This window comes from Paenibacillus silvae (genome assembly GCF_014639235.1).
Taxonomy (GTDB): Bacteria; Bacillota; Bacilli; order Paenibacillales; family Paenibacillaceae; genus Paenibacillus; species Paenibacillus silvae.
Window position 1 is genome coordinate 421,300 of the sequence record NZ_BMFU01000003.1, and the last position, 18,629, is coordinate 439,928.

The window sequence follows — 18,629 nt, forward strand, 5'->3', positions numbered from 1 at the left end:
TTAATGTAAGATAAATTAACGCAAATAAGCACTGGAGGCGAAAGATCGTGAACCGTGGCAATAAGCTGCTAGATTACGTGAAGCTGCTTGATCCTTCTGTTCAGGTTGGAGGGTTCTCCCATTTCTTCGGCATGGATACACATATCAAGGAAGGCACCATCCGTACAGTGGAGGATCTTGAATCGTTCATGCGCTGCCAGCTGCATCCCAGTCTGGTTCGTCTTGAAGGTATGGCCATCAAAGGCATATATACCGCAATCGATCACAAAGACACTTGGCGCATCGCCCTGATCGACAAGCTTGTTCACGTGCAGCGAACACCTGCCGAGCTTAGAGAAAAGGCAGCTACCATCGGCAAGCGTTTAATCAAGCTATCTCACGCCCTGCATCCCTGGATCGAATTCAAACCGCTTGAACAGATTTTCACCAAATACAGTTCTGTCGGCTGTCTCCCCACCGTTCACGCCTGGATTAACCACCACCTCGACATCCCCGTCGAAGAGGCGGTCCTCGGTTATCTTCATTCAGCCATGTATGCCTGTATATCCGAAGCCTCCAAAGCTATTCCTCTAAGTGAGAATGTTACCAAGGAGCTGCTCGGTCGCCTGACCACAGACCTTGAGCACGAATGGAAGACCGTGAGTGCTTCTTCTCCAGATGGACACATGCACCCTGCATCACTGTCTATGAAGACGTTATTCCCCAGCTTCCATATGCTCGGAGCCGGGCTTCACGCTTACAGAGCTTGAGCACCTCCCCAACAAATCTCTCTTGATTCCATTCAAAAACACGCCGCAACCCCCTTGCTGGCGTGTTTTTTTGGTTTATAACAGCTTGCGGACATGGGCTTGAAGGCTCACAAAAAGCGCATATACGTCATTTTAATTCAAAAAATACACTTATTTCCGTATTTTTTTAATTGTTAGATGACGTATTTACGTATATAATGGAGATTACAGCTCGCATTTCATTCAGTCTACACGAAGAAACGCCTGCTGAATACTATAATTCCACTCAGGGGTGAACCCTTTTGAACAAGAAGAAACCCGTCACTCCGTTCGGATGGGCTATCAAACGGCGACTAACCGAACTGCAGATTGACCAAAAAACCTTTTGCGAACAGCATGGCATCCCGCCCTACCGCCTGTCCAATCTTATTCACGGCACACGTAAAGCTACGAGATTCAGACATCAGGTCGCTGATGTTTTGGACATACCAGAGGAACTGCGATAACATCTTTTATTCAAGGAGGACTTCACTCATGAGACACATGACATCGGACCTCGAAAGCCTGTCGTTCCAGTCCACCAATCATCAGCTAATCATCATCGATCAGCATTGGATCATCCGAAGCTGCAACCGAGCCTGGAAGCGTGGATTCTATAAACCCTTTTCACACTCAGGCAGCAGCCGTCATAACCACTATCTTCACCTGATGGAGGCGTGGACAGCACAAAGAGGTGTCCCACCAGCCAAGTTTGCGCAGCACCTAAGACATAACGTTGTGCCTTTCAAGCATGCTCATACATACGACATCTCTGTGACCACTCCGTACAACGAAGAAAAATGGTTTCGTGTAGAGCTAACCCCATTACATGACGGCCCCTTATTCGGCGATAATCTTGCTTTAATTGCTCATACTGATATCACCGAACAAAAAAGGACCGAGCAGCAGCTAAGACAAGCCCTGACTGAAGCACGCACATTGCATGGCCTGCTGCCCATTTGCGCCGTTTGCAAACACATCAAGGACGAATCCGACGAATGGAGCTCCGTGGAACGTTATCTGGAGAAACATACCTCTGCCGAGTTCACCCATGATATCTGCCCAGAATGCATTCGTCGGCTGTACCCGAAGTATTCCAACATTTTGGATAAGCGTCATTAAAGGCATGCAGCGCAGCTCTATCATGTTCGGGCAAATTCAAGTACACACTGAACCCTCTCGGAACAATGACATCAGATAACCGGATCGCATCATACAGACAAATGATATTCAAACTGCGACATATCCAGGTCATGCGGCGTTCCCTGCAGCGTCATAACACCTTTGTCCATCACATAAATGTAGTCGGCGGCACTACGCACAAAATCAATGCTTTGCTCCACCAGCAGAATCGAAATTGTCCCCTGCGCTTTCAGCTTAAGGATCACCCTCCTGATATCCTCAACGATTGAAGGCTGAATGCCTTCCGTCGGTTCATCCAGCAGCAGCAAGCCAGGGCGGGAGGCCAGCGCTCGCGCAAACGCAAGCTGTTGCTGCTGCCCGCCGCTCAAATCCCCACCCTGGCGCCCATACATGGAAGCAAGCACGGGGAACATCTCAAGCACATCCTCAGGGAACGTTCTCACACCAGACATACTCATTTCCAGTCCGAGCAGCAGGTTCTCCTTCACTGTAAGCTGCGGAAAGATTTCCCTCCCTTGCGGCACATAACCTATTCCCGCTTTTGCCCGTTTAGCCGGTTCCAGTGAAGCCAGTTCCCGGCCATTCCAGTGAACGCTTCCCGCTCGTGTTCGAAGCAATCCCATCAAGGTTTTCATCAATGTCGTTTTCCCCACGCCATTTCTACCCATCAGACATGTCACTTGCCCGGGCAGCACTTCCAGATTCACACCGCGAAGCACTCGGCTCTCCCCGTACCCAGACTCAACGTTCTGCAGTCTCAACATTCGCCTGCCCCCTTGTCCCCAAGTACACTTCCGCTATTCTTGGATCTGCCTGAACTTCAGCCATCGTGCCTTCCTTGAGCAGCTTCCCTTCATGCATTACCGTCACCTTGGCGGCAAATTCCCGTACAAACTCCATATCATGCTCTACAACAACGACCGAGCGTTCAGTAGCGATCTCTTGCAAAAGACGCCCTGTTTGGTATGTTTCTTCATCCGTCATGCCTGCGGCAGGTTCGTCAAGCAGCAGCACCTGCGGCTCTTGCAGCAGCAGCATCCCGATCTCGAGCCACTGCTTCTCCCCGTGCGACAACGCACCGGCACGCTCGCCGATCCGGTCTTGCAATCCCGTCTGAAGCATAACACGCTCCATCGCTTCTCCCCGTGCGCCGTGTCTGCGAATTCTGATGGCTTGAAAGGGAAGACGCCGTGTCTCCGCCGCGAGCGCCAAATTCTCCTCCACCGTCAGACCGGCAAAGATAGAAGGCGCCTGGAATTTGCGCCCTATTCCTTTGCGAACAATCTGATGCTCCTTGAGTCTTGTCAGCTCCGTACCGTCCATCAGCTTTACCGATCCGGATGCCGGTTTTGTTTTGCCGCAGATCACATCCAGCATTGTGGTTTTCCCCGCGCCATTCGGTCCGATCAAAAAGTGCAAATCACGATTAAGGAGCTTCAGATTCATGCCTTTGACTGCAACAAAACCTCCAAAGGACACCGTTATATCCTCAGCGGCCAGTATCACCTGAAGCTCCGAAGACTTTTTGTTTTTCTGAAGCAGTCTGGACATGTGAACTCTCCCCTCTCCGTTGTAATATGCGGGCAATACTTTGGTACACACCTACAATTCCGTTCGGCATGAACAGAACAACCGTGACGAAGAGTCCGCCAACCACAAACAGCCACCCTTCCGGATAAGCCTCGCTTATCCCCGTTTTCGCTGCATTTAACATGACAGCGCCGATAATTGCCCCGATCAGCGTCCCGCGTCCTCCCAAGGCAACCCACAGCACCATCTCAATGGAGGGGACAATACCCATCATGGATGGCGAGATAATGCCTACCTGCAGCACAAACAGCATGCCCGCCATACCCGCAAGGGCGCCCGACAAAGCAAATGCCAGTGTTTTGTAACCTGCGGGGTCATACCCCAAAAACCGAACCCGATTCTCCCCATCACGTGCAGCCTCGAGCACCTGCCCAAAACGGCTGTTCACCATGCGGCGGCAGAGCAGATAAGCGAGCACCAGAATGGCAAGTGTTATATAGTACAACACAATCGTAGTGCCTGCTGAATGCAGCGTAAACCCAAAGATTGCTTGATAACCCGTTATGCCATTTGTTCCCCCCGTCCACTCCTGTTTGCCGACAAATAACGTTACCGCAATAAGCACGAGCGCCTGGGTCAGAATTGTAAAATAGACCCCGGTAATCCGATTGCGAAACGTGAACCACCCCAGCACAAAGGCCAGCAGCGCAGGAATGGCTATGCCAAGAAATAGTGCGGCCGGGAAGAAGCGAAAAGGCTCCCAGAACCACGGCAATCCGCTGAGACCACTCCAGCCCATAAAATCCGGGATAGCTGCGCCACTGGCCTGAAGCTTCAGATACATCGCCATGGCATAGCCGCCAAGACCAAAAAACACCCCATGCCCTAGACTAAGCACACCTCCGTATCCCCAGATCAGATCCAGTCCAATCGCCAGAATGGCAAGCGCCAGAAACTTGGCTAACAAACTCAAACGAAATTCCGTCGAAACCAGCGGCGCAAGGCACATCAGAATAAGCACAACCGCCCAGACGATCCTTGTTTTCAAACTCCCTGTTTTAAGTAATGCCGGCATGCTTCACCCCCCCCTTCTCCCTGTTAATCCAGGCTTCGCGTGCGAATCGCAACCAAACCACGAGGCTTCCATTGCAAAAATGCAACGATGCATACAAACACGAGCACCTTGCCAATGGAGGCCGAGGTATACGTTTCGAACAACGTGTTGAGCATACCGATGCCAAGCGCACCACACACTGTTCCGATTAATTTCCCCACACCCCCGAGCACAACGACCATGAAGGCATCCACAATATAATACGTGCCAAGAGAAGGGCCAATCGGGCCAACCAGCGTTAAAGCACAGCCTGCAATACCAGCAATCCCTGAACCGATTGCAAACGTCATGCCATCGACTCGTCGTGTGGAAATGCCCAGACAGCCGGCCATATTCCGATTCTGCATCACCGCTCTCATCCGTCTGCCTGAAGCCGTACGATAAATGTAGAGGTACATGCATAGCAAGACTAGAGCCACAAGTCCAAGGATAAACATTCGTTTATACGGAAAAACAATACCTTCCGAGATCATCCACCCTCCATTCAGCCAGGCGGGGCTGGACACACCGACATTCGGAGCACCAAATATCGAGCGTGCCAGTTGCTGCAGCATCATGCCCACACCCCAGGTGGCGAGCAAACTATCCAGCGGTCTGCCATACAGATGCCTGATCAGAATCACTTCAAGCAACCACCCGATCAGAGCAGCCACCGCGAACGCAATGGGCAGCGCCACAACAAAGTACAGGCCGAACCAGGACGCGGGCGCATAAGACATAAACAAATTTTGCGTCACATAGGTCGCATATGCGCCAATCATGATCAATTCGCCATGTGCCATATTGATGACATTCATCAGGCCAAATGTGACTGCGAGTCCCAGGGCAATCAACAGCAGAATCGAGCTAATGCTCAGTCCGTTGAATAGCTGTAAAACAAACATCTCCATTGCAGGCCCTCCTTTACGTTTATTTATCACAACAACGCTTTACCGTAATAATGATCAAGGGTGTGTTGTTTCACCCCCACCTCTCTTTCTGTCAATCAACCGAGTATTCGCACACTTCCGCCACCACTATTTATTGCTTAAAGCAGTTCCCCACTCGTATGTTTTCAGATAGGGGTCAGGCTTCACAGGAGAGCCCGAATTCCACAATTCCTTGAATTGACCATCTTCCTGCACTTCACCAATTCGCACCGTCTTGTAAATATGCTGATTCTCTCCGTCTACAGTGACTTTGCCCTCAGGCGCATCCAGCTCCAGACCTTTGGCAGCCTCCTTCACTTTTTCAACCTCTGTTGAGCCAGCCTTCTCCACCGCTGCCTTCCACAGATAAACAGCCACATAACCTGCCTCAATCGGGTCTGCCGTGACTCGGTCCGCACCGTATTTCTCTTTGTATTTCGCCACAAAGTCTTTATTCTCAGGAGTTTCTGTTGTCTGGTAATAATTCCACGAAGCAAGATGCCCCTTGAGCACATCTGCACCGATTCCACGAATCTCCTCTTCAGCCACACTGACGGACAACGTCGTGATCTGACCTGGAGTGATCCCCGCATCCTTCAGCTGTTTGAAGAAAGCGACATTGCTATCTCCGTTTAACGTGTTATAGACGATATCCGGTTTCGCCGCTTTGATTTTACTGATGATTGTGCTGTAGTCGGTATGTCCAAGCGGTGTGTATTCCTCTCCTACAACTTCGCCGCCCTCTGCTGCAAGCTGCGCCTTGATCACCTGATTGGCTGTCCGTGGAAAAACATAATCCGAACCCAGCAAATAAAACGTCTTGCCCCGGTTCTCCAGCAGCCAGGTTACCGACGGAACAATCTGCTGATTGGTTGTTGCACCCGTATAGAAAATGTTAGGGGAGGATTCCAGACCTTCATATTGCACGGGATAAAATAACAGACCATTGTTTTGCTCAAACACCGGAAGCATCGCTTTTCTGCTGGCAGAAGTCCATCCCCCGAATACAGCCGCTACCTTATCCTGCTGCAGCAGCTTTCCCGCCTTCTCTGCAAAAGTAGGCCAATCTGAGGCACCGTCCTCAATGACAGGTTCAATCTGTTTGCCCAGAACACCGCCTGCTGCGTTAATCTCTTCAATGGCAAGCATCTCTGCATCTTTGACCGAAACTTCACTAATGGCCATCGTCCCACTCAAGGAATGAAGAATACCAACTTTTATCGTGTCACCGGTCGTAGCTGCATTCCCGGCTCCTTCAGAACCAGAGACCTCAGGGGGAGCGCTCCCTTCCACACACCCTGTTACCACCAGAATTACACCAAGCAGAATACCCCATAATCGGAACGACCTCTTTTTCAATAGTCTGCACTCCCTTTTTTTAGTCTACTTACGAACATTAAGGCAAAACATAACTCAAACGTTCGTTGAACCAAATTATGGAGTCCAGAACTTTTAATGTCAATATATCTTACATAATTTTATTTTTTGTATAAGAATTTCATGCATTCTGCTAATAAAATCTTAAATCAATTGACATCAGGATAACTTCATGTAATTATATTTAACACAAATAAGAAATTTGATCTCAATTCAGCATTCTGTGCCGCCGTAGTGTTCAGCATAAGGATTTTCCAGTCTTTCACAGCACCACTCCCAATAACAAAAAAAAACCTCCGTACTGTGTCCGAAGATGTTCGGAACAGACGAGGCTTTCATCCGCATGCTCATTAAGTATTCAAATTACACCTGTAATAGCGCTTTTTGCACGGCCAGATACTGTATTCCCACACCAGGTACTACAAAGTGTACTGCACCGTTTCTCCGCCTTGCTGCACAAAACGATAAGGGAGTCACCTACTTCCCGTCTCGCTCCGGCTCCTTGTCACCATCCTGTTCCGGTTGGTAACGATAACCGTCACCTTCTTTGCTTTCCTTGAATTTGCGATAACGGGTGAACTCAATATATTCACTGATAAAAGACTGCTCCACAGCCGATAATTCACTCTCCTGGCAATCCAGTTGCCTCAACACGTTAAAAAAATAATCCTCCCGTTTTTCCCGCACAATGGCTTCTTTCGATAAACGTCCTATCATAAGCCAGTCCAGGCTCACATCGAAAAACGACGCGATTTCAATCAGTTTATTGGTGCTCGGGATAGATTTGCCACGCTTCCAGTCACCCAGATTGCCTGTGCTAATCTTCAGCTGTTGACAGAAAGCCTTCTTCGTCATGCCTCGTTCGGCAATCAGGTGTTCAATTCGCTCATAGATCGACTGCATGCAAGAACCGCCTTCCAACCGTAATAATCAACCCATATCATATGATAGAATTATAGCACAACGTTAGCCCAATAAAACTTCTGAAGCATCTTCATTTTCCAAATATCAATGATTACATCTCGACCACTTCGCATTCCATTTCCACGATCAGTCCAAGCCTTAACTAAAAAAAGCTCCGCATTGTCTTCGGAGAAACGTACTGCAGATAGAGCTTTTTATGTACAATCCTTAAACACACATCACCACAAATTCGTTCCTGCCTTGCCAGCAGCAGTACTACCCCAAGCTTCACTTTTCTTCTTGGTCCGACGCCGTGTCATCATCCTGTTCAGCCTGGTAGAGATAACCGCGACCTTCTTTACTTTCCTTAAATTTGCGATAGCGGGTAAACTCAATGTATTCACTGATAAAAGACTGCTCCGCAGTCGACAATTCACTCTCCTGGCAATCCAATTGCCGCAACACGTTAAAAAAATAATCCTCCCGCTTTTCCCGAACAATGGCTTCTTTCGATAAACGCCCTACCATAAGCCAGTCCAGGCTCACATCGAAAAACGAAGCAATTTCAATCAGTTTATTGGTGCTCGGGATAGATTTGCCACGCTTCCAGTCACCCAGATTGCCCGTGCTAATCTTCAGCTGTTGACAGAAAGCCTTCTTCGTCATGCCTCGTTCGGCAATCAGGTGTTCAATTCGCTCATAGATTGACTGCATGCAAGAACCGCCTTCCAACCGTAATAATCAACGCATAGTCACATGATAGAATTATAGCATAATATTTATGAAGGCTCAGCCTATAATATCCAGAATCCATTCAAGTTACTAACACCATACGTGGAACTCGGGAGCTCATCGCAATTCTCTTCCCAAGACCTAGTCTCTTTATGTTTTTCACCAACGTAACATGATCACATGATCCTAACACTTTCATTCAACTCGCTCGATCTTGATCGCAGTTGCTTGAACCGGATAACTCTCCTGGTATCGCCCTGTTGTCCATATACGTACCCGATCATCGACCTCCGCAGTATAGGCAACCCCATCTGTCGTAAGTATATAAGTTTGAGAAACTGACCCTATGCCAACAACCGTTATTGTTTTTTCCCCTTTTTCTGTGACGACAGCTTCAAAATCCGCCTCCCTCGACACATCGACAGCCCCTTGATCCCGATAATCATCCAAGCTGTCATTGGTAACATCTCCACACCCAGCTGTAAATATAAACATTAACATCAACACCAGTACATAACCTGACCAATTTAAAGACCTTGAACGTGTCATGCCCACCCCTCCAGTTCATAACCGTTATATAGAAGTAACGTCGGAAGAGCTATTTTAGTTACACACCTACTATAAATAAGAAGCAGTGGGGAAGGATAAAGAAAAATGGACCCTCATGAATTAATCATGAAAGTCCATTCCCATGTGTTGCTGTGATGCGGTCGAGAGGACTCGAACCTCCACGGGTATACACCCACTACCCCCTCAAGATAGCGTGTCTGCCATTCCACCACGACCGCATATTTAATTGTTTTGTAAATGGTGAGCCATGAAGGACTCGAACCTTCGACACCCTGATTAAAAGTCAGGTGCTCTACCAACTGAGCTAATGGCTCTTGATGTAACTCCACCTGAGGTTATGCCATGCTTCATTGAATGATACAGAGCAGTGAACTTTAAAGAAATCCTAATCAAGAATGCGAATCTCTAAACGGTGAAGAAAAGAGGTAATAAAATTACTATGACCCGTAGAGGATACTCTCACTCCGTTCGAGACTGCGAAGCAGTTGCTAACGAAGTAATCCTCCGACGAACCCTTGGGATTCTCATCCCTTGATATAGTAATAAATTACTATGACCCGTAGGGGATTCGAACCCCTGTTACCTCCGTGAAAGGGAGGTGTCTTAACCCCTTGACCAACGGGCCTTATGAACAAGTTGTCTTTCTTGGCGACAAGAATGAGTATATCACAGGAAAATAGATTAGTGCAACACTTTTTTTATATTTTTTTGAAGACAAATAATTATCCTTATTTACTATTATTTTAGCCCTCTAATCGGCTTATTCACTAAAATTTCACCTAACAAATTGACCTATTTCCCTTCTCTCACACTTTCCTTCTTTCACGCTTAGTATAGACCTAATCGTTTAATACAAAAAATCATAAACTTGTCATGCCTATACGCTGAGTTTGTAAATTAACGTAAAAAAACTTATAAAAACTTATTTTCACTTACAACATTGCACATCTCATTATTATTACTTATAATTTAACTATAGTACAACGCACGGTCATCCCTAAATCAAGGAGGCTTTACGTTTGTTTCAGGAAGAACGCATGCAGCTCATCATTGAGCATTTACGCAAACACAATCGTATCTCGGCTGAAGAGATCGTAACATTATTTGATGTATCCCGAGATACTGCGCGCCGTGATCTGATTAAGCTTGAAGAACAAGAAGCCATCATCCGCACACGTGGCGGTGCCATTCTCCCCTCTCCTCCACAGGAATTCAGATCGTATCAGGAAAGACTCAAGTATGTTTCCGAGGAAAAAAGAGCGATTGGAAAACTCGCTGCTGCTCTTGTTCGTTCAGGTGAAACCATTATTCTGGATTCCTCTACAACTGTGCAGGCCTGCGCAGAGAATTTGAACGGCAAATCCTGCACCGTGATTACCAACTCGTTACACTCTGCCGAGCTGTTATCCAATCACACTGCAGTTCAAATCCGCCTGCTTGGCGGCAAACTCGATAAGGAACAGCGTTATGTATATGGAACACCTGTGATCGAAACTCTTTCCCACTACTATGTGGATAAAGTTTTTATCGGCATTGGCGGTCTCACACTGGATGGCTTCAGTGCTTCCGAAGAAGAGGGCAAGATTAAACATCAAATGATGAAATCTGCCAAAAAGGTCATTGTGCTTGCTGACCATTCCAAAATGGGCAGACGTTATGGCTACCGTTTTGCAGACTGGACTCTGGTTGACGTATTCATTACGGATCAAATGCCGAATCAGGAGTGGATTGATTTTTTAACAGAACAACAGGTTGATCTACTTATTCCCGAACCTACACAAGAAAAGGAGTTGTAAAGATATGAAATTATTCGCTACCGATCTGGATGGAACGCTGCTGAATCGAGATAGCCAGATTAGCCGTGAAAACGCAGAGGCTGTTCAAAAAGCACAACAGGCTGGCATGAAAGTTACCATCGCCACAGGACGTGTATATTCAGATGTTGTTGCGATCAGCCGCCAGGGCGGAATCAAAACCCCGATTATCGGCTCCAACGGCGCAACCATTCATGACGAGAACGGAGAACGCTTATTCCACCTTCCGCTGGAACGGGACACAGCCGCGTCTGTCATGCAATGGCTGGAGGATGAGCACATTTATTATGAAGCTTCGACTCAGATGGGGATTTATGCCGCTATCAGCACTCACGAAGCAATGCTTGCCGAGCTGGAACGTGTTTTAGGCTCAAAACCAGGCGAAGATATCGAGCGCATGATTCATTCCATCAAAAAACATTACAACAAAAAAGACTATCACCGTGTGAAAAACCATCTCGAAATTCCGGCAGAGGCATGTATCTACAACATTATGGCCTTCTCCATGAATCCGGAAAAAGTCCAAGCCGGACGCGAGCACTTCTCGTCCAGATCCGATGTTGCCATGGTTGTATCCTTTGAGCATAACTTCGAGATGCAGCACCCGGATGTGTCCAAGGGCAATGCGCTTACGAAGCTGGCAGAACACCTGAATATCTCCATGAAGGACACTGCCGCTATCGGCGATAACTTCAATGATGTTTCCATGCTGCAAATGGCAGGACTCGGCATTGCGATGGGCAACGCTGAACCTGAGATTCGTGCCATGGCTAAAGCCATCACACGCACCAATGTTGAGCATGGCGTCGCTCATGCCATTTATAGTTTACTCGAAGGCAAACCTATTGCTCCTGTGGAAACCATTGTTTCCGAAGGCCAGTAAAAGGTTCTTATAGTGGAAACAAGCACAGACTCGTTAACCGAGCCTGTGCTTGTTTATTATTCAGCCACATGTTAAGTAGTGCCCTCTCGCTCGCTCTCAATCGCCCTCATTTTCCAGCTATTTCTCTGCCCGAAAATTCTCTCCCTGTCTCTCTCCCAGCCCGTAATAATGACGGAAATTATAAATCAATGGATGCCATTGCTCCGGATCAACCCTGTTGATCTCCGAGATCAGACGAGTATGGGCGTGTACCTTCACCGCTTTCACTTCTACTATTGCCATAAACGGCGTATGCTCCGGGAGGCGTATATGTTGTACAACCGCTTCTATCTGAAGCGGACATTCTGCTATTTTATCAGGCGCCACCTGAATTGAATGCTGAGATGTCAATCCCGCTGCAGTGAATTTATCCTGACAAAACGCGTATCCCATCTGTCTTTTAACTTCGGGCACAGGGAAGCTTCCTGTTGTGCGCCCCAGCGCTTCAACGTTTTGCCACATGGAGGCATCCGGCAGATTAATGACACACTCGGGATGACGGCAGAGGTTTTCATAACCTTTGCCCTGCGTGCCAACACCCAGCACAAGACAGTCTCCCAGTGCCCAAGATGACGATAGTGGAGAAAGATTGGTAGATCCGTCTTTATTTAATGTGCTCAGAATGATGACAGGTGTTCCGTAGTATAAAATACTTGGGTTAATGGTCTCATGACGATCCGTCTGATCCCATTCACTAGTTTGTTTTGTAGTGTTGCGCTGTTGCATCTTGTTCCTCACCTTACACCTCTCCTGTTCGGATAATTAGAATTCAAAACTGATTGTAATACAGCATTAGTTCAGCTATCATCGAAGTATGAATGCATATCCGAATATCACTGTTATTGCCTCACTTATTGCTGATACAAGTCGCTCTATATTCCTCGCCGCTTTGCTTGATGGACGGGCGTTGCCTGCAGGAGAACTCGCCTATATGGCAGGTGTGAGTCCACAGACAGCAAGTAATCATCTCGCTAAACTGGTAGCCGGAGGATTACTGCAAGTAGAACAGCAAGGTCGTCATCGGTATTATCGTCTTGCTAGCCAGGAAATCGCTGATCTGATTGAGAAAATGGCCAGCATCGCTCCACCGGCACAGATTCGCTCCTTAAAGCAATCCAGTCAACTGCAGCAGTTAAGTCATGCACGCACCTGTTACGATCATCTGGCCGGGAAACTCGGGACTTCACTCTGTGAAGCTTTGCTTGAGAGTGGTTATCTGGTTGAACCTAATGAGCCGCAAAGTAAGGATTATCTAATCACGGAGAAAGGATCGCAGTGGTTGAGCTCCTTTGGAATCAAGCTTCAATCAAAGCCAGGATCACGCCGGGCCATCGCTCGTAAATGCCTGGACTGGAGCGAACGCCGTCATCACCTATCCGGTTTGCTTGGTGAACAGCTTTTTCACCGGTTACTTGAACTGAATTGGATTCGTCAAAAACCAGGAAGCCGCTCTATTGAAGTAACCGAGGCTGGAAAGTCAGGATTATACGAGGTGTTGGAAATTTCCCTGTAGACGAATTACACGTTAAAAAACCAAAAAGACCTCTTCAAAATGAATGATTAAATCATTCCATTTGAAGAGGTCTTAACTTTTTGATGAAAACGGAGAGAGGCATACTCTCACTTCGTTCGAGACTGCGATGTATCGCTATCGAAGCCTATGCTCCGACGAACCTTTACGGTTCTCATCCCTGGCATTGAAGTATTCTCAGAACGGAGAGAGAGGCATACTCTCACTTCGTTCGAGACTGCGATGTATCGCTATCGAAGCCTATGCTCCGACGAACCTTTAGGGTTCTCATCCCTGACATTGAAGTATTCTCAGAACGGAGAGAGAGGGATTCGAACCCTCGCACCGCTTACGCAGTCTAACCCCTTAGCAGAGGGTCCCCTTATAGCCACTTGGGTATCTCTCCAAGAAATGGCTCCCCGAACAGGACTCGAACCTGTGACAACTCGATTAACAGTCGAGTGCTCTACCAACTGAGCTATCAGGGAAAATTAACTTGAATAACATTAATTTATCATGATTAATAATTCAAGTCAACATGCCTTCCATCAATTTTTACAACCGATTTAAAAAGTGCCAGATCAGATGTTTTGAAGTGTCAATTTCCCCGAGCATCGACCGCAGCGATAACGCTTTGGGTCTATCTTACGTTTACGCAAATATTCCATGCCACAGCTCTTGCACAACAGCTTGTATCGATATGGCAGCGGTTTTCTGCCCTTATCTCCAGGGAGTGATTGACAGAACCTTGAGCCGCCAACTTTCTGCAAAAGCGCCTTGAATTCAGGGTCACGATGCTGATACCCCCGTCCTCGTATATGCAGATGATAGTGGCACAGCTCGTGTTTAATAATTTTTTCTACCTCGTCTTTTCCGTACACTTCCAGCTGATGCGGATTAATTTCAATTCGATGGCTCTTGAGCATGTAACGCCCGCCTGTTGTCGTCAGACGACGGTTGAAAATCGCCTCATGGGTGAACGGAACCCCGAAGTGCTCCAGTGAAATCTGCTCAATCCATTGCTGCAGTTCCTTGTTTTCCATCGTTGTTCCTTCCTGCACCCCCTCGGCGCGTTTGTTTTTCTGGCACAATACTTGAATTTTAACCGTTTCGTAGGCTACACTGTCAAGTAGAATGTATGAGGGGAGATTAATACTCGTTATGCCTACAATGCGCTATGTCATCCTGCAGCAGGGGCAGCAATTGCAGTTTGTTGAAATGCCTGCGGACTATGCTTACCAACTCAGTGCACTTAATCTGCGTCTGCACAAGGAAATTGATAAACTCACTGCAGCAGATGTACCCGTCCTGCCCTGGGCTATTGCCGAATGTGATCAGCTTGACCTACTAAACGAAAACCTGTCCATTATCGGCGGCCTTGATTATATCAATGCTCTTGAAGAGCGTTTCGCCGCTCTGCGTGAAAGCAATTATCCGCTGATCTCCCTGTTAACCGAGATTCGGGCGTTACAAGCCCAACTGGAACAATGGTATGAGGAAGAAATGGAATAATGTTCGTCAAAGTGCAAAGCGTGCCGCCTCTGATCAGGGTGATGCGCTTTTTTTGCATCCAGATGCTCATAGTTTTCTTCAGGATTATGGCTCTGCATGGAGTTTATTAATCCCATCTCCACTCATTTTTAATTCCAACCTCTTTTTTTAACGATCTCAGATGAGCTTATTTAGGCTAAATAGGGTTCTCTAAAAATGTAACGATCCCCAGAAACCTTATTTTGCTGAAAACCCACGATAAATGCCCATTTTTACACCAATTTGCCCAAATAAGCTTCCCTGAGATCGTTAGAAAATAAAAGCGTCTAATATCAGCCAAATAGCGTTTCTGGAGATCGTTAGAATTTGAAAGTAATGTCCCTTCCAAATGATCCATCTTATGTGACCTATTCATTTTCAGTTGACCTTGATTAATCTCGCACAGTCCAGGCTATTGCTACATATGCTAACGTACATATGAATTATGCAAAAGGAGGAGATTCCTTTGCCTCAATGGCTCTGCAACCAGCTTATGCGAGCGTTTCACAAAAAGGACAGTCGCCAGATCAAGCTGCTGAACGAATGTTGGTATTTCTATCGCAGCAAACCTGCGAACGGTTCACAGCGCAGCGTGGAGAATGAAATTTAAGCTGACCTAAAAAAGCTGGCTACCTTCTGATGATCTCTGCTTTAACTTGGCTTTTCAATTCAATTCGGTCTTATTCCCTGGGCCATCTTACTGAGCACCTCACCTCCAAACTTGAGCGTCTCCTCCATACCATGCCATTGTCCAATATAATCATCCATTTCCTATCCGAGCATGACAAACGCGAATACTTAAGTACAAACAGCCTTCCCGAATCGGGAAGGCTGTGCCCTTTCATACGCTACAATACAACATGCTAGACATGCTCAGTACGCTTTACATCAACCGCACCACGCCCGCACATCGCATCATATTATATCTTTACTTAACGCCACACGCACACACCTCATAGGACCGTACATTCCCCCTACTCCGTGCCCGCACATTGCATCATCTTACAATCTTTACTCTACATCATGCGCACACCCCATAGGGCCTTATATCCCCCTACTGCGTACCCGCACGTTGCATCATATTACAATCTTTACTTTACACCATGCGCACACCCCATAGGGCCTTATATCCCCCTACTCCGTGCCCACACATCGCGATACCTTCTTCCATCATGGCTTTGTGCTCGCTCATTCACACTTGAACATCGCAATAAGCCTTATTTTCCATCTAAAGAATTACTTGGCAGATGCAGGTTTTTTCATGGTCAGGCCGACACGGCCTTTTTTCGTATCTACATTCATCACCCAGACCGTTACATTATCGCCAACAGATACGACATCCATCGGATGTTTTACATATCCGTTACTCAGTTGAGATATATGAACAAGTCCGTCGCTCTTGATTCCGATGTCTACGAAGGCACCGAAGTCAATTACGTTGCGCACAGTACCCTGCAATTCCATACCTTCCACCAGATCTTCGATTTTCAACACGTCCGTACGGAAGATTGGCAGCGGCATTTCCTCACGCGGATCGCGCCCAGGACGCTGCAAGCTGTCCAGAATGTCGCGTAGTGTAGGCACACCTACATTGAGCTTCACAGCCAGCTGCTCTGTCTGCTGTTCAGACAGCAGCACAGATAACTCTTTGCTTCCAAGCTTGTCCAGCTCGATCTGAAGCTCCTTGAACAGCTGGTCTACGACCTTATACGACTCAGGGTGAATTGGCGTGCGATCCAGCGGGTTTTCTCCTTCCGAGATGCGCATGAAGCCAACGCACTGCTCATACGTTTTGGCACCAAGACGAGGAACCTTCTGCAGCTGGCGACGGTTTGTGAAGCGTCCATTCTCTTCTCGATATTTAACGATGTTTTTGGCAATGGTTGCATTGACTCCGGCTACATAAGACAACAATGACGGTGAAGCCGTGTTCACATCCACGCCGACATGGTTAACTGCGGATTCCACAACGGCCTTCAGGCTCTCTTCCAGAACCTTCTGGGATACGTCATGCTGATACTGCCCTACACCGATTGCTTTTGGATCAATTTTCACCAGCTCAGCCAGCGGGTCCTGCACCCGGCGCGCAATAGATGCGGCACTGCGTTCAGCCACGTCCAGATCAGGGAACTCCTCCTGGGCCAGCTTGGAGGCGGAGTACACACTGGCACCTGCCTCGTTTACAATCAGGTAAACCAGACTCTCGTCACCATTCTCCTGAATAATCTCGGCTACAAACTGCTCGGTCTCACGTGACCCGGTACCGTTACCGATGACAATCAATCCAATGTCGTACTGCTTGATCATTCGGTGGAATACTTCTGCCGCTTCCCGTTTCTTGTTATGCGGAGGTGTCGGATAAGTTACCGCTACTTCCAGCAGTTTGCCTGTATCGTCTACAACCGCCAGTTTACAGCCTGTACGATATGCAGGATCGACACCGAGTACACGTTTTCCATGAATTGGAGGCTGTAACAGCAGATTACGCAGATTGGCGGAGAATACCGAAATCGCCTGGTTCTCCCCTTTTTCCGTAAGCTCCGCGCGCACTTCACGCTCAATGGACGGTGCAATCAACCGTTTGTATGCATCCTCAATCACAGCTCGCAAAATGTCCTGTACCGCAGAAGCTCCGCGGATAATCTGACCTTCCATATGACGGTGAGCCGGCTCGGCCGGAACATCAAGCCCAACCTTGAGAATGCCTTCGCGTTCTCCGCGGTTAATCGCCAGAATTCGGTGCGGCGGCATTTTTTTCGCTAATTCCCGATAGCTGTAATAATTCTCGTATACCGACTCCTGCTCGGTATCTTTAGCCTCTGAAGTAAGCTGACCATGATCGAGCGTATATCTGCGAATCCAGGCACGAATAGCTGCATCATCGGCAATGTTCTCGGCGAGAATGTCCTTGGCGCCTTGCAGGGCAGACTCCGCATCGTCAACACCCAGTTCTGCATTGATGTAACGTGCAGCCTCTTGAAGAATATCTCCCTGCTTAGGCTGTCCCCAGATCCACACCGCAAGCGGCTCCAGACCTTTTTCTTTGGCCACACTGGCACGAGTTTTCCGTTTCTGACGATACGGACGGTACAGGTCCTCCACTTCCTGCAGCTTTACAGCTTGCGTAATGGATTTCGCCAGTTCTTTCGTCAGCTTGCCCTGCTCGTCTATGATACGAATGACCTCCAGCTTGCGGTCCTCCAGATTACGAAGATACACAAGTCTCTCTTCGATCTGGCGCAGCTGGTTCTCATCCAGTTCTCCTGTCATTTCTTTACGGTAACGCGCGATAAACGGAATGGTATTGCCTTCGTCCAGCAGCTCGGATGTCGTACGAACCTGCTTCAAAGACAGTGACAGTTCCTTGGCTACCTGTTTGATAATTCGTTCTTGGCGTTCCGCCTTTAATGCTTCTTCATTGAGTTCCAGAACCGTTTCCTGATCAGACAAATAAATCCCTCTTTCCTTCCCGAATACTTCATGCTTCTCATTTCAGGGCAGCTCTGCTGCTGTAATAACAGTATTAGTTACATCTCCAAGCTCATGCGGCTTAGTTCACACTCTACCCTATATTATCACAAAATCACGCTGAATTTTCTATCCTTCCGCAGGCATGCATCCTATTGCGTTGTTACACTCCTCAACATCCTTCCCTGTTGAACGAAAAAAAGACCGGGAATGCCATAATGACATCCTCGGGTCTTCTTCATTAGAAAAAAAACTGGAATAGCGTGCGTTCGCCTGAAAGCTTTCTGCAAGAAAGCTACATCGGAAGCATATGCTTATCTCCGGATTCTCCCCTTTTGAAA

Annotated in this window: 19 protein-coding genes and 5 tRNA genes; 8 read left to right on the forward strand and 16 right to left on the reverse strand. The window is 47.6% G+C overall.

What is annotated here, in order from left to right; genetic code table 11:
- Window positions 1-47 precede the first annotated feature (47 nt).
- The 3 genes from IEW26_RS12835 to IEW26_RS12845 all read left to right on the forward strand — a co-directional run bounded on the left by IEW26_RS12835 (window position 48) and on the right by IEW26_RS12845 (window position 1,889).
- Entirely contained in the window at window positions 48-749 is a 702-nt protein-coding gene (locus tag IEW26_RS12835; RefSeq protein WP_188592695.1) for an urease accessory protein UreF, read from the forward strand.
- Between the two features lie 281 nt (window positions 750-1,030).
- Window positions 1,031-1,234, forward strand: coding sequence for an XRE family transcriptional regulator (locus IEW26_RS12840; protein ID WP_188592696.1), 204 nt, complete (start codon window positions 1,031-1,033; stop codon window positions 1,232-1,234).
- Between the two features lie 28 nt (window positions 1,235-1,262).
- Window positions 1,263-1,889 (forward strand): nitrogen regulation protein NR(II), encoded by a 627-nt coding sequence (locus IEW26_RS12845; protein ID WP_145403392.1) that lies wholly within the window; start codon window positions 1,263-1,265, stop codon window positions 1,887-1,889.
- 89 nt (window positions 1,890-1,978) lie between these two features.
- On the opposite strand, the gene urtE is transcribed toward IEW26_RS12845, so the two are convergent.
- The 11 genes from urtE to IEW26_RS12900 form a co-directional block, all read right to left on the reverse strand.
- Window positions 1,979-2,674: an urea ABC transporter ATP-binding subunit UrtE gene (gene urtE, locus IEW26_RS12850; protein WP_188592697.1), complete on the reverse strand. Its 696-nt coding sequence runs from the start codon at window positions 2,672-2,674 to the stop codon at window positions 1,979-1,981.
- Window positions 2,652-3,461, reverse strand: coding sequence for an urea ABC transporter ATP-binding protein UrtD (gene urtD / locus IEW26_RS12855; protein ID WP_188592698.1), 810 nt, complete (start codon window positions 3,459-3,461; stop codon window positions 2,652-2,654). The genes urtE and urtD overlap by 23 nt, the downstream gene beginning before the upstream one ends.
- Complete coding sequence (gene urtC, locus IEW26_RS12860; RefSeq protein WP_188592699.1) at window positions 3,400-4,515, reverse strand: urea ABC transporter permease subunit UrtC; 1,116 nt, start codon at window positions 4,513-4,515, stop codon at window positions 3,400-3,402. Before urtC ends, urtD begins: the two co-directional genes overlap by 62 nt.
- 23 nt (window positions 4,516-4,538) lie before the next feature.
- Window positions 4,539-5,444, reverse strand: coding sequence for an urea ABC transporter permease subunit UrtB (urtB, locus tag IEW26_RS12865; protein ID WP_188592700.1), 906 nt, complete (start codon window positions 5,442-5,444; stop codon window positions 4,539-4,541).
- 126 nt (window positions 5,445-5,570) lie between these two features.
- Complete coding sequence (gene urtA / locus IEW26_RS12870) at window positions 5,571-6,821, reverse strand: urea ABC transporter substrate-binding protein (RefSeq protein ID WP_145403397.1); 1,251 nt, start codon at window positions 6,819-6,821, stop codon at window positions 5,571-5,573.
- A gap of 495 nt (window positions 6,822-7,316) precedes the next feature.
- On the reverse strand, window positions 7,317-7,742 hold the full coding sequence (locus IEW26_RS12875) for a helix-turn-helix domain-containing protein (RefSeq protein WP_188592701.1): 426 nt from the start codon (window positions 7,740-7,742) through the stop codon (window positions 7,317-7,319).
- A 288-nt stretch (window positions 7,743-8,030) separates the two neighbouring features.
- Complete coding sequence (locus IEW26_RS12880) at window positions 8,031-8,456, reverse strand: helix-turn-helix domain-containing protein (protein ID WP_229729837.1); 426 nt, start codon at window positions 8,454-8,456, stop codon at window positions 8,031-8,033.
- Window positions 8,457-8,669: 213 nt separating this feature from the next.
- Window positions 8,670-9,023, reverse strand: a complete 354-nt coding sequence (locus IEW26_RS12885) for a DUF3221 domain-containing protein (RefSeq protein WP_188592702.1) — start codon at window positions 9,021-9,023, stop codon at window positions 8,670-8,672.
- A 156-nt stretch (window positions 9,024-9,179) separates the two neighbouring features.
- Window positions 9,180-9,262 (reverse strand) — tRNA-Leu (locus IEW26_RS12890).
- Window positions 9,263-9,282: 20 nt separating this feature from the next.
- A tRNA-Lys gene (locus tag IEW26_RS12895) sits at window positions 9,283-9,358 on the reverse strand.
- Between the two features lie 239 nt (window positions 9,359-9,597).
- Window positions 9,598-9,669: transfer RNA gene (locus IEW26_RS12900), tRNA-Glu, on the reverse strand.
- Window positions 9,670-10,063: 394 nt separating this feature from the next.
- On the opposite strand from IEW26_RS12900, the gene IEW26_RS12905 reads away from it, so the two are divergent.
- Both IEW26_RS12905 and IEW26_RS12910 read left to right on the forward strand, forming a co-directional pair.
- Window positions 10,064-10,840 (forward strand): DeoR/GlpR family DNA-binding transcription regulator, encoded by a 777-nt coding sequence (locus IEW26_RS12905; RefSeq protein ID WP_111270476.1) that lies wholly within the window; start codon window positions 10,064-10,066, stop codon window positions 10,838-10,840.
- A 4-nt stretch (window positions 10,841-10,844) separates the two neighbouring features.
- Window positions 10,845-11,741, forward strand: coding sequence for a Cof-type HAD-IIB family hydrolase (locus IEW26_RS12910; protein ID WP_188592703.1), 897 nt, complete (start codon window positions 10,845-10,847; stop codon window positions 11,739-11,741).
- A gap of 117 nt (window positions 11,742-11,858) precedes the next feature.
- On the opposite strand, the gene IEW26_RS12915 is transcribed toward IEW26_RS12910, so the two are convergent.
- On the reverse strand, window positions 11,859-12,506 hold the full coding sequence (locus tag IEW26_RS12915) for a flavin reductase family protein (RefSeq protein WP_188592894.1): 648 nt from the start codon (window positions 12,504-12,506) through the stop codon (window positions 11,859-11,861).
- 88 nt (window positions 12,507-12,594) lie between these two features.
- Here IEW26_RS12915 and IEW26_RS12920 point away from each other — a divergent pair, with 88 nt between their 5' ends.
- Window positions 12,595-13,293 carry an ArsR/SmtB family transcription factor gene (locus IEW26_RS12920; RefSeq protein WP_188592704.1) on the forward strand — a complete coding sequence of 233 codons (699 nt, stop codon included), beginning with the start codon at window positions 12,595-12,597 and terminating at the stop codon, window positions 13,291-13,293.
- A gap of 314 nt (window positions 13,294-13,607) precedes the next feature.
- On the opposite strand, the gene IEW26_RS12925 is transcribed toward IEW26_RS12920, so the two are convergent.
- The 3 genes from IEW26_RS12925 to IEW26_RS12935 form a co-directional block, all read right to left on the reverse strand.
- A tRNA-Ser gene (locus tag IEW26_RS12925) sits at window positions 13,608-13,696 on the reverse strand.
- A 6-nt stretch (window positions 13,697-13,702) separates the two neighbouring features.
- Window positions 13,703-13,778, reverse strand: a tRNA-Asn gene (locus IEW26_RS12930).
- A 93-nt stretch (window positions 13,779-13,871) separates the two neighbouring features.
- On the reverse strand, window positions 13,872-14,333 hold the full coding sequence (locus tag IEW26_RS12935; protein ID WP_188592705.1) for a SprT family protein: 462 nt from the start codon (window positions 14,331-14,333) through the stop codon (window positions 13,872-13,874).
- Between the two features lie 118 nt (window positions 14,334-14,451).
- Here IEW26_RS12935 and IEW26_RS12940 point away from each other — a divergent pair, with 118 nt between their 5' ends.
- Both IEW26_RS12940 and cmpA read left to right on the forward strand, forming a co-directional pair.
- Window positions 14,452-14,802, forward strand: coding sequence for a hydrolase/acyltransferase (locus tag IEW26_RS12940; RefSeq protein ID WP_145403403.1), 351 nt, complete (start codon window positions 14,452-14,454; stop codon window positions 14,800-14,802).
- 484 nt (window positions 14,803-15,286) lie between these two features.
- Window positions 15,287-15,430 carry a cortex morphogenetic protein CmpA gene (gene cmpA, locus IEW26_RS12945; RefSeq protein WP_111270471.1) on the forward strand — a complete coding sequence of 48 codons (144 nt, stop codon included), beginning with the start codon at window positions 15,287-15,289 and terminating at the stop codon, window positions 15,428-15,430.
- Between the two features lie 626 nt (window positions 15,431-16,056).
- Here the strand turns inward: cmpA and IEW26_RS12950 are convergent.
- Window positions 16,057-18,270, reverse strand: a complete 2,214-nt coding sequence (locus IEW26_RS12950; protein WP_308423466.1) for a Tex family protein — start codon at window positions 18,268-18,270, stop codon at window positions 16,057-16,059.
- Window positions 18,271-18,629 lie beyond the last annotated feature (359 nt).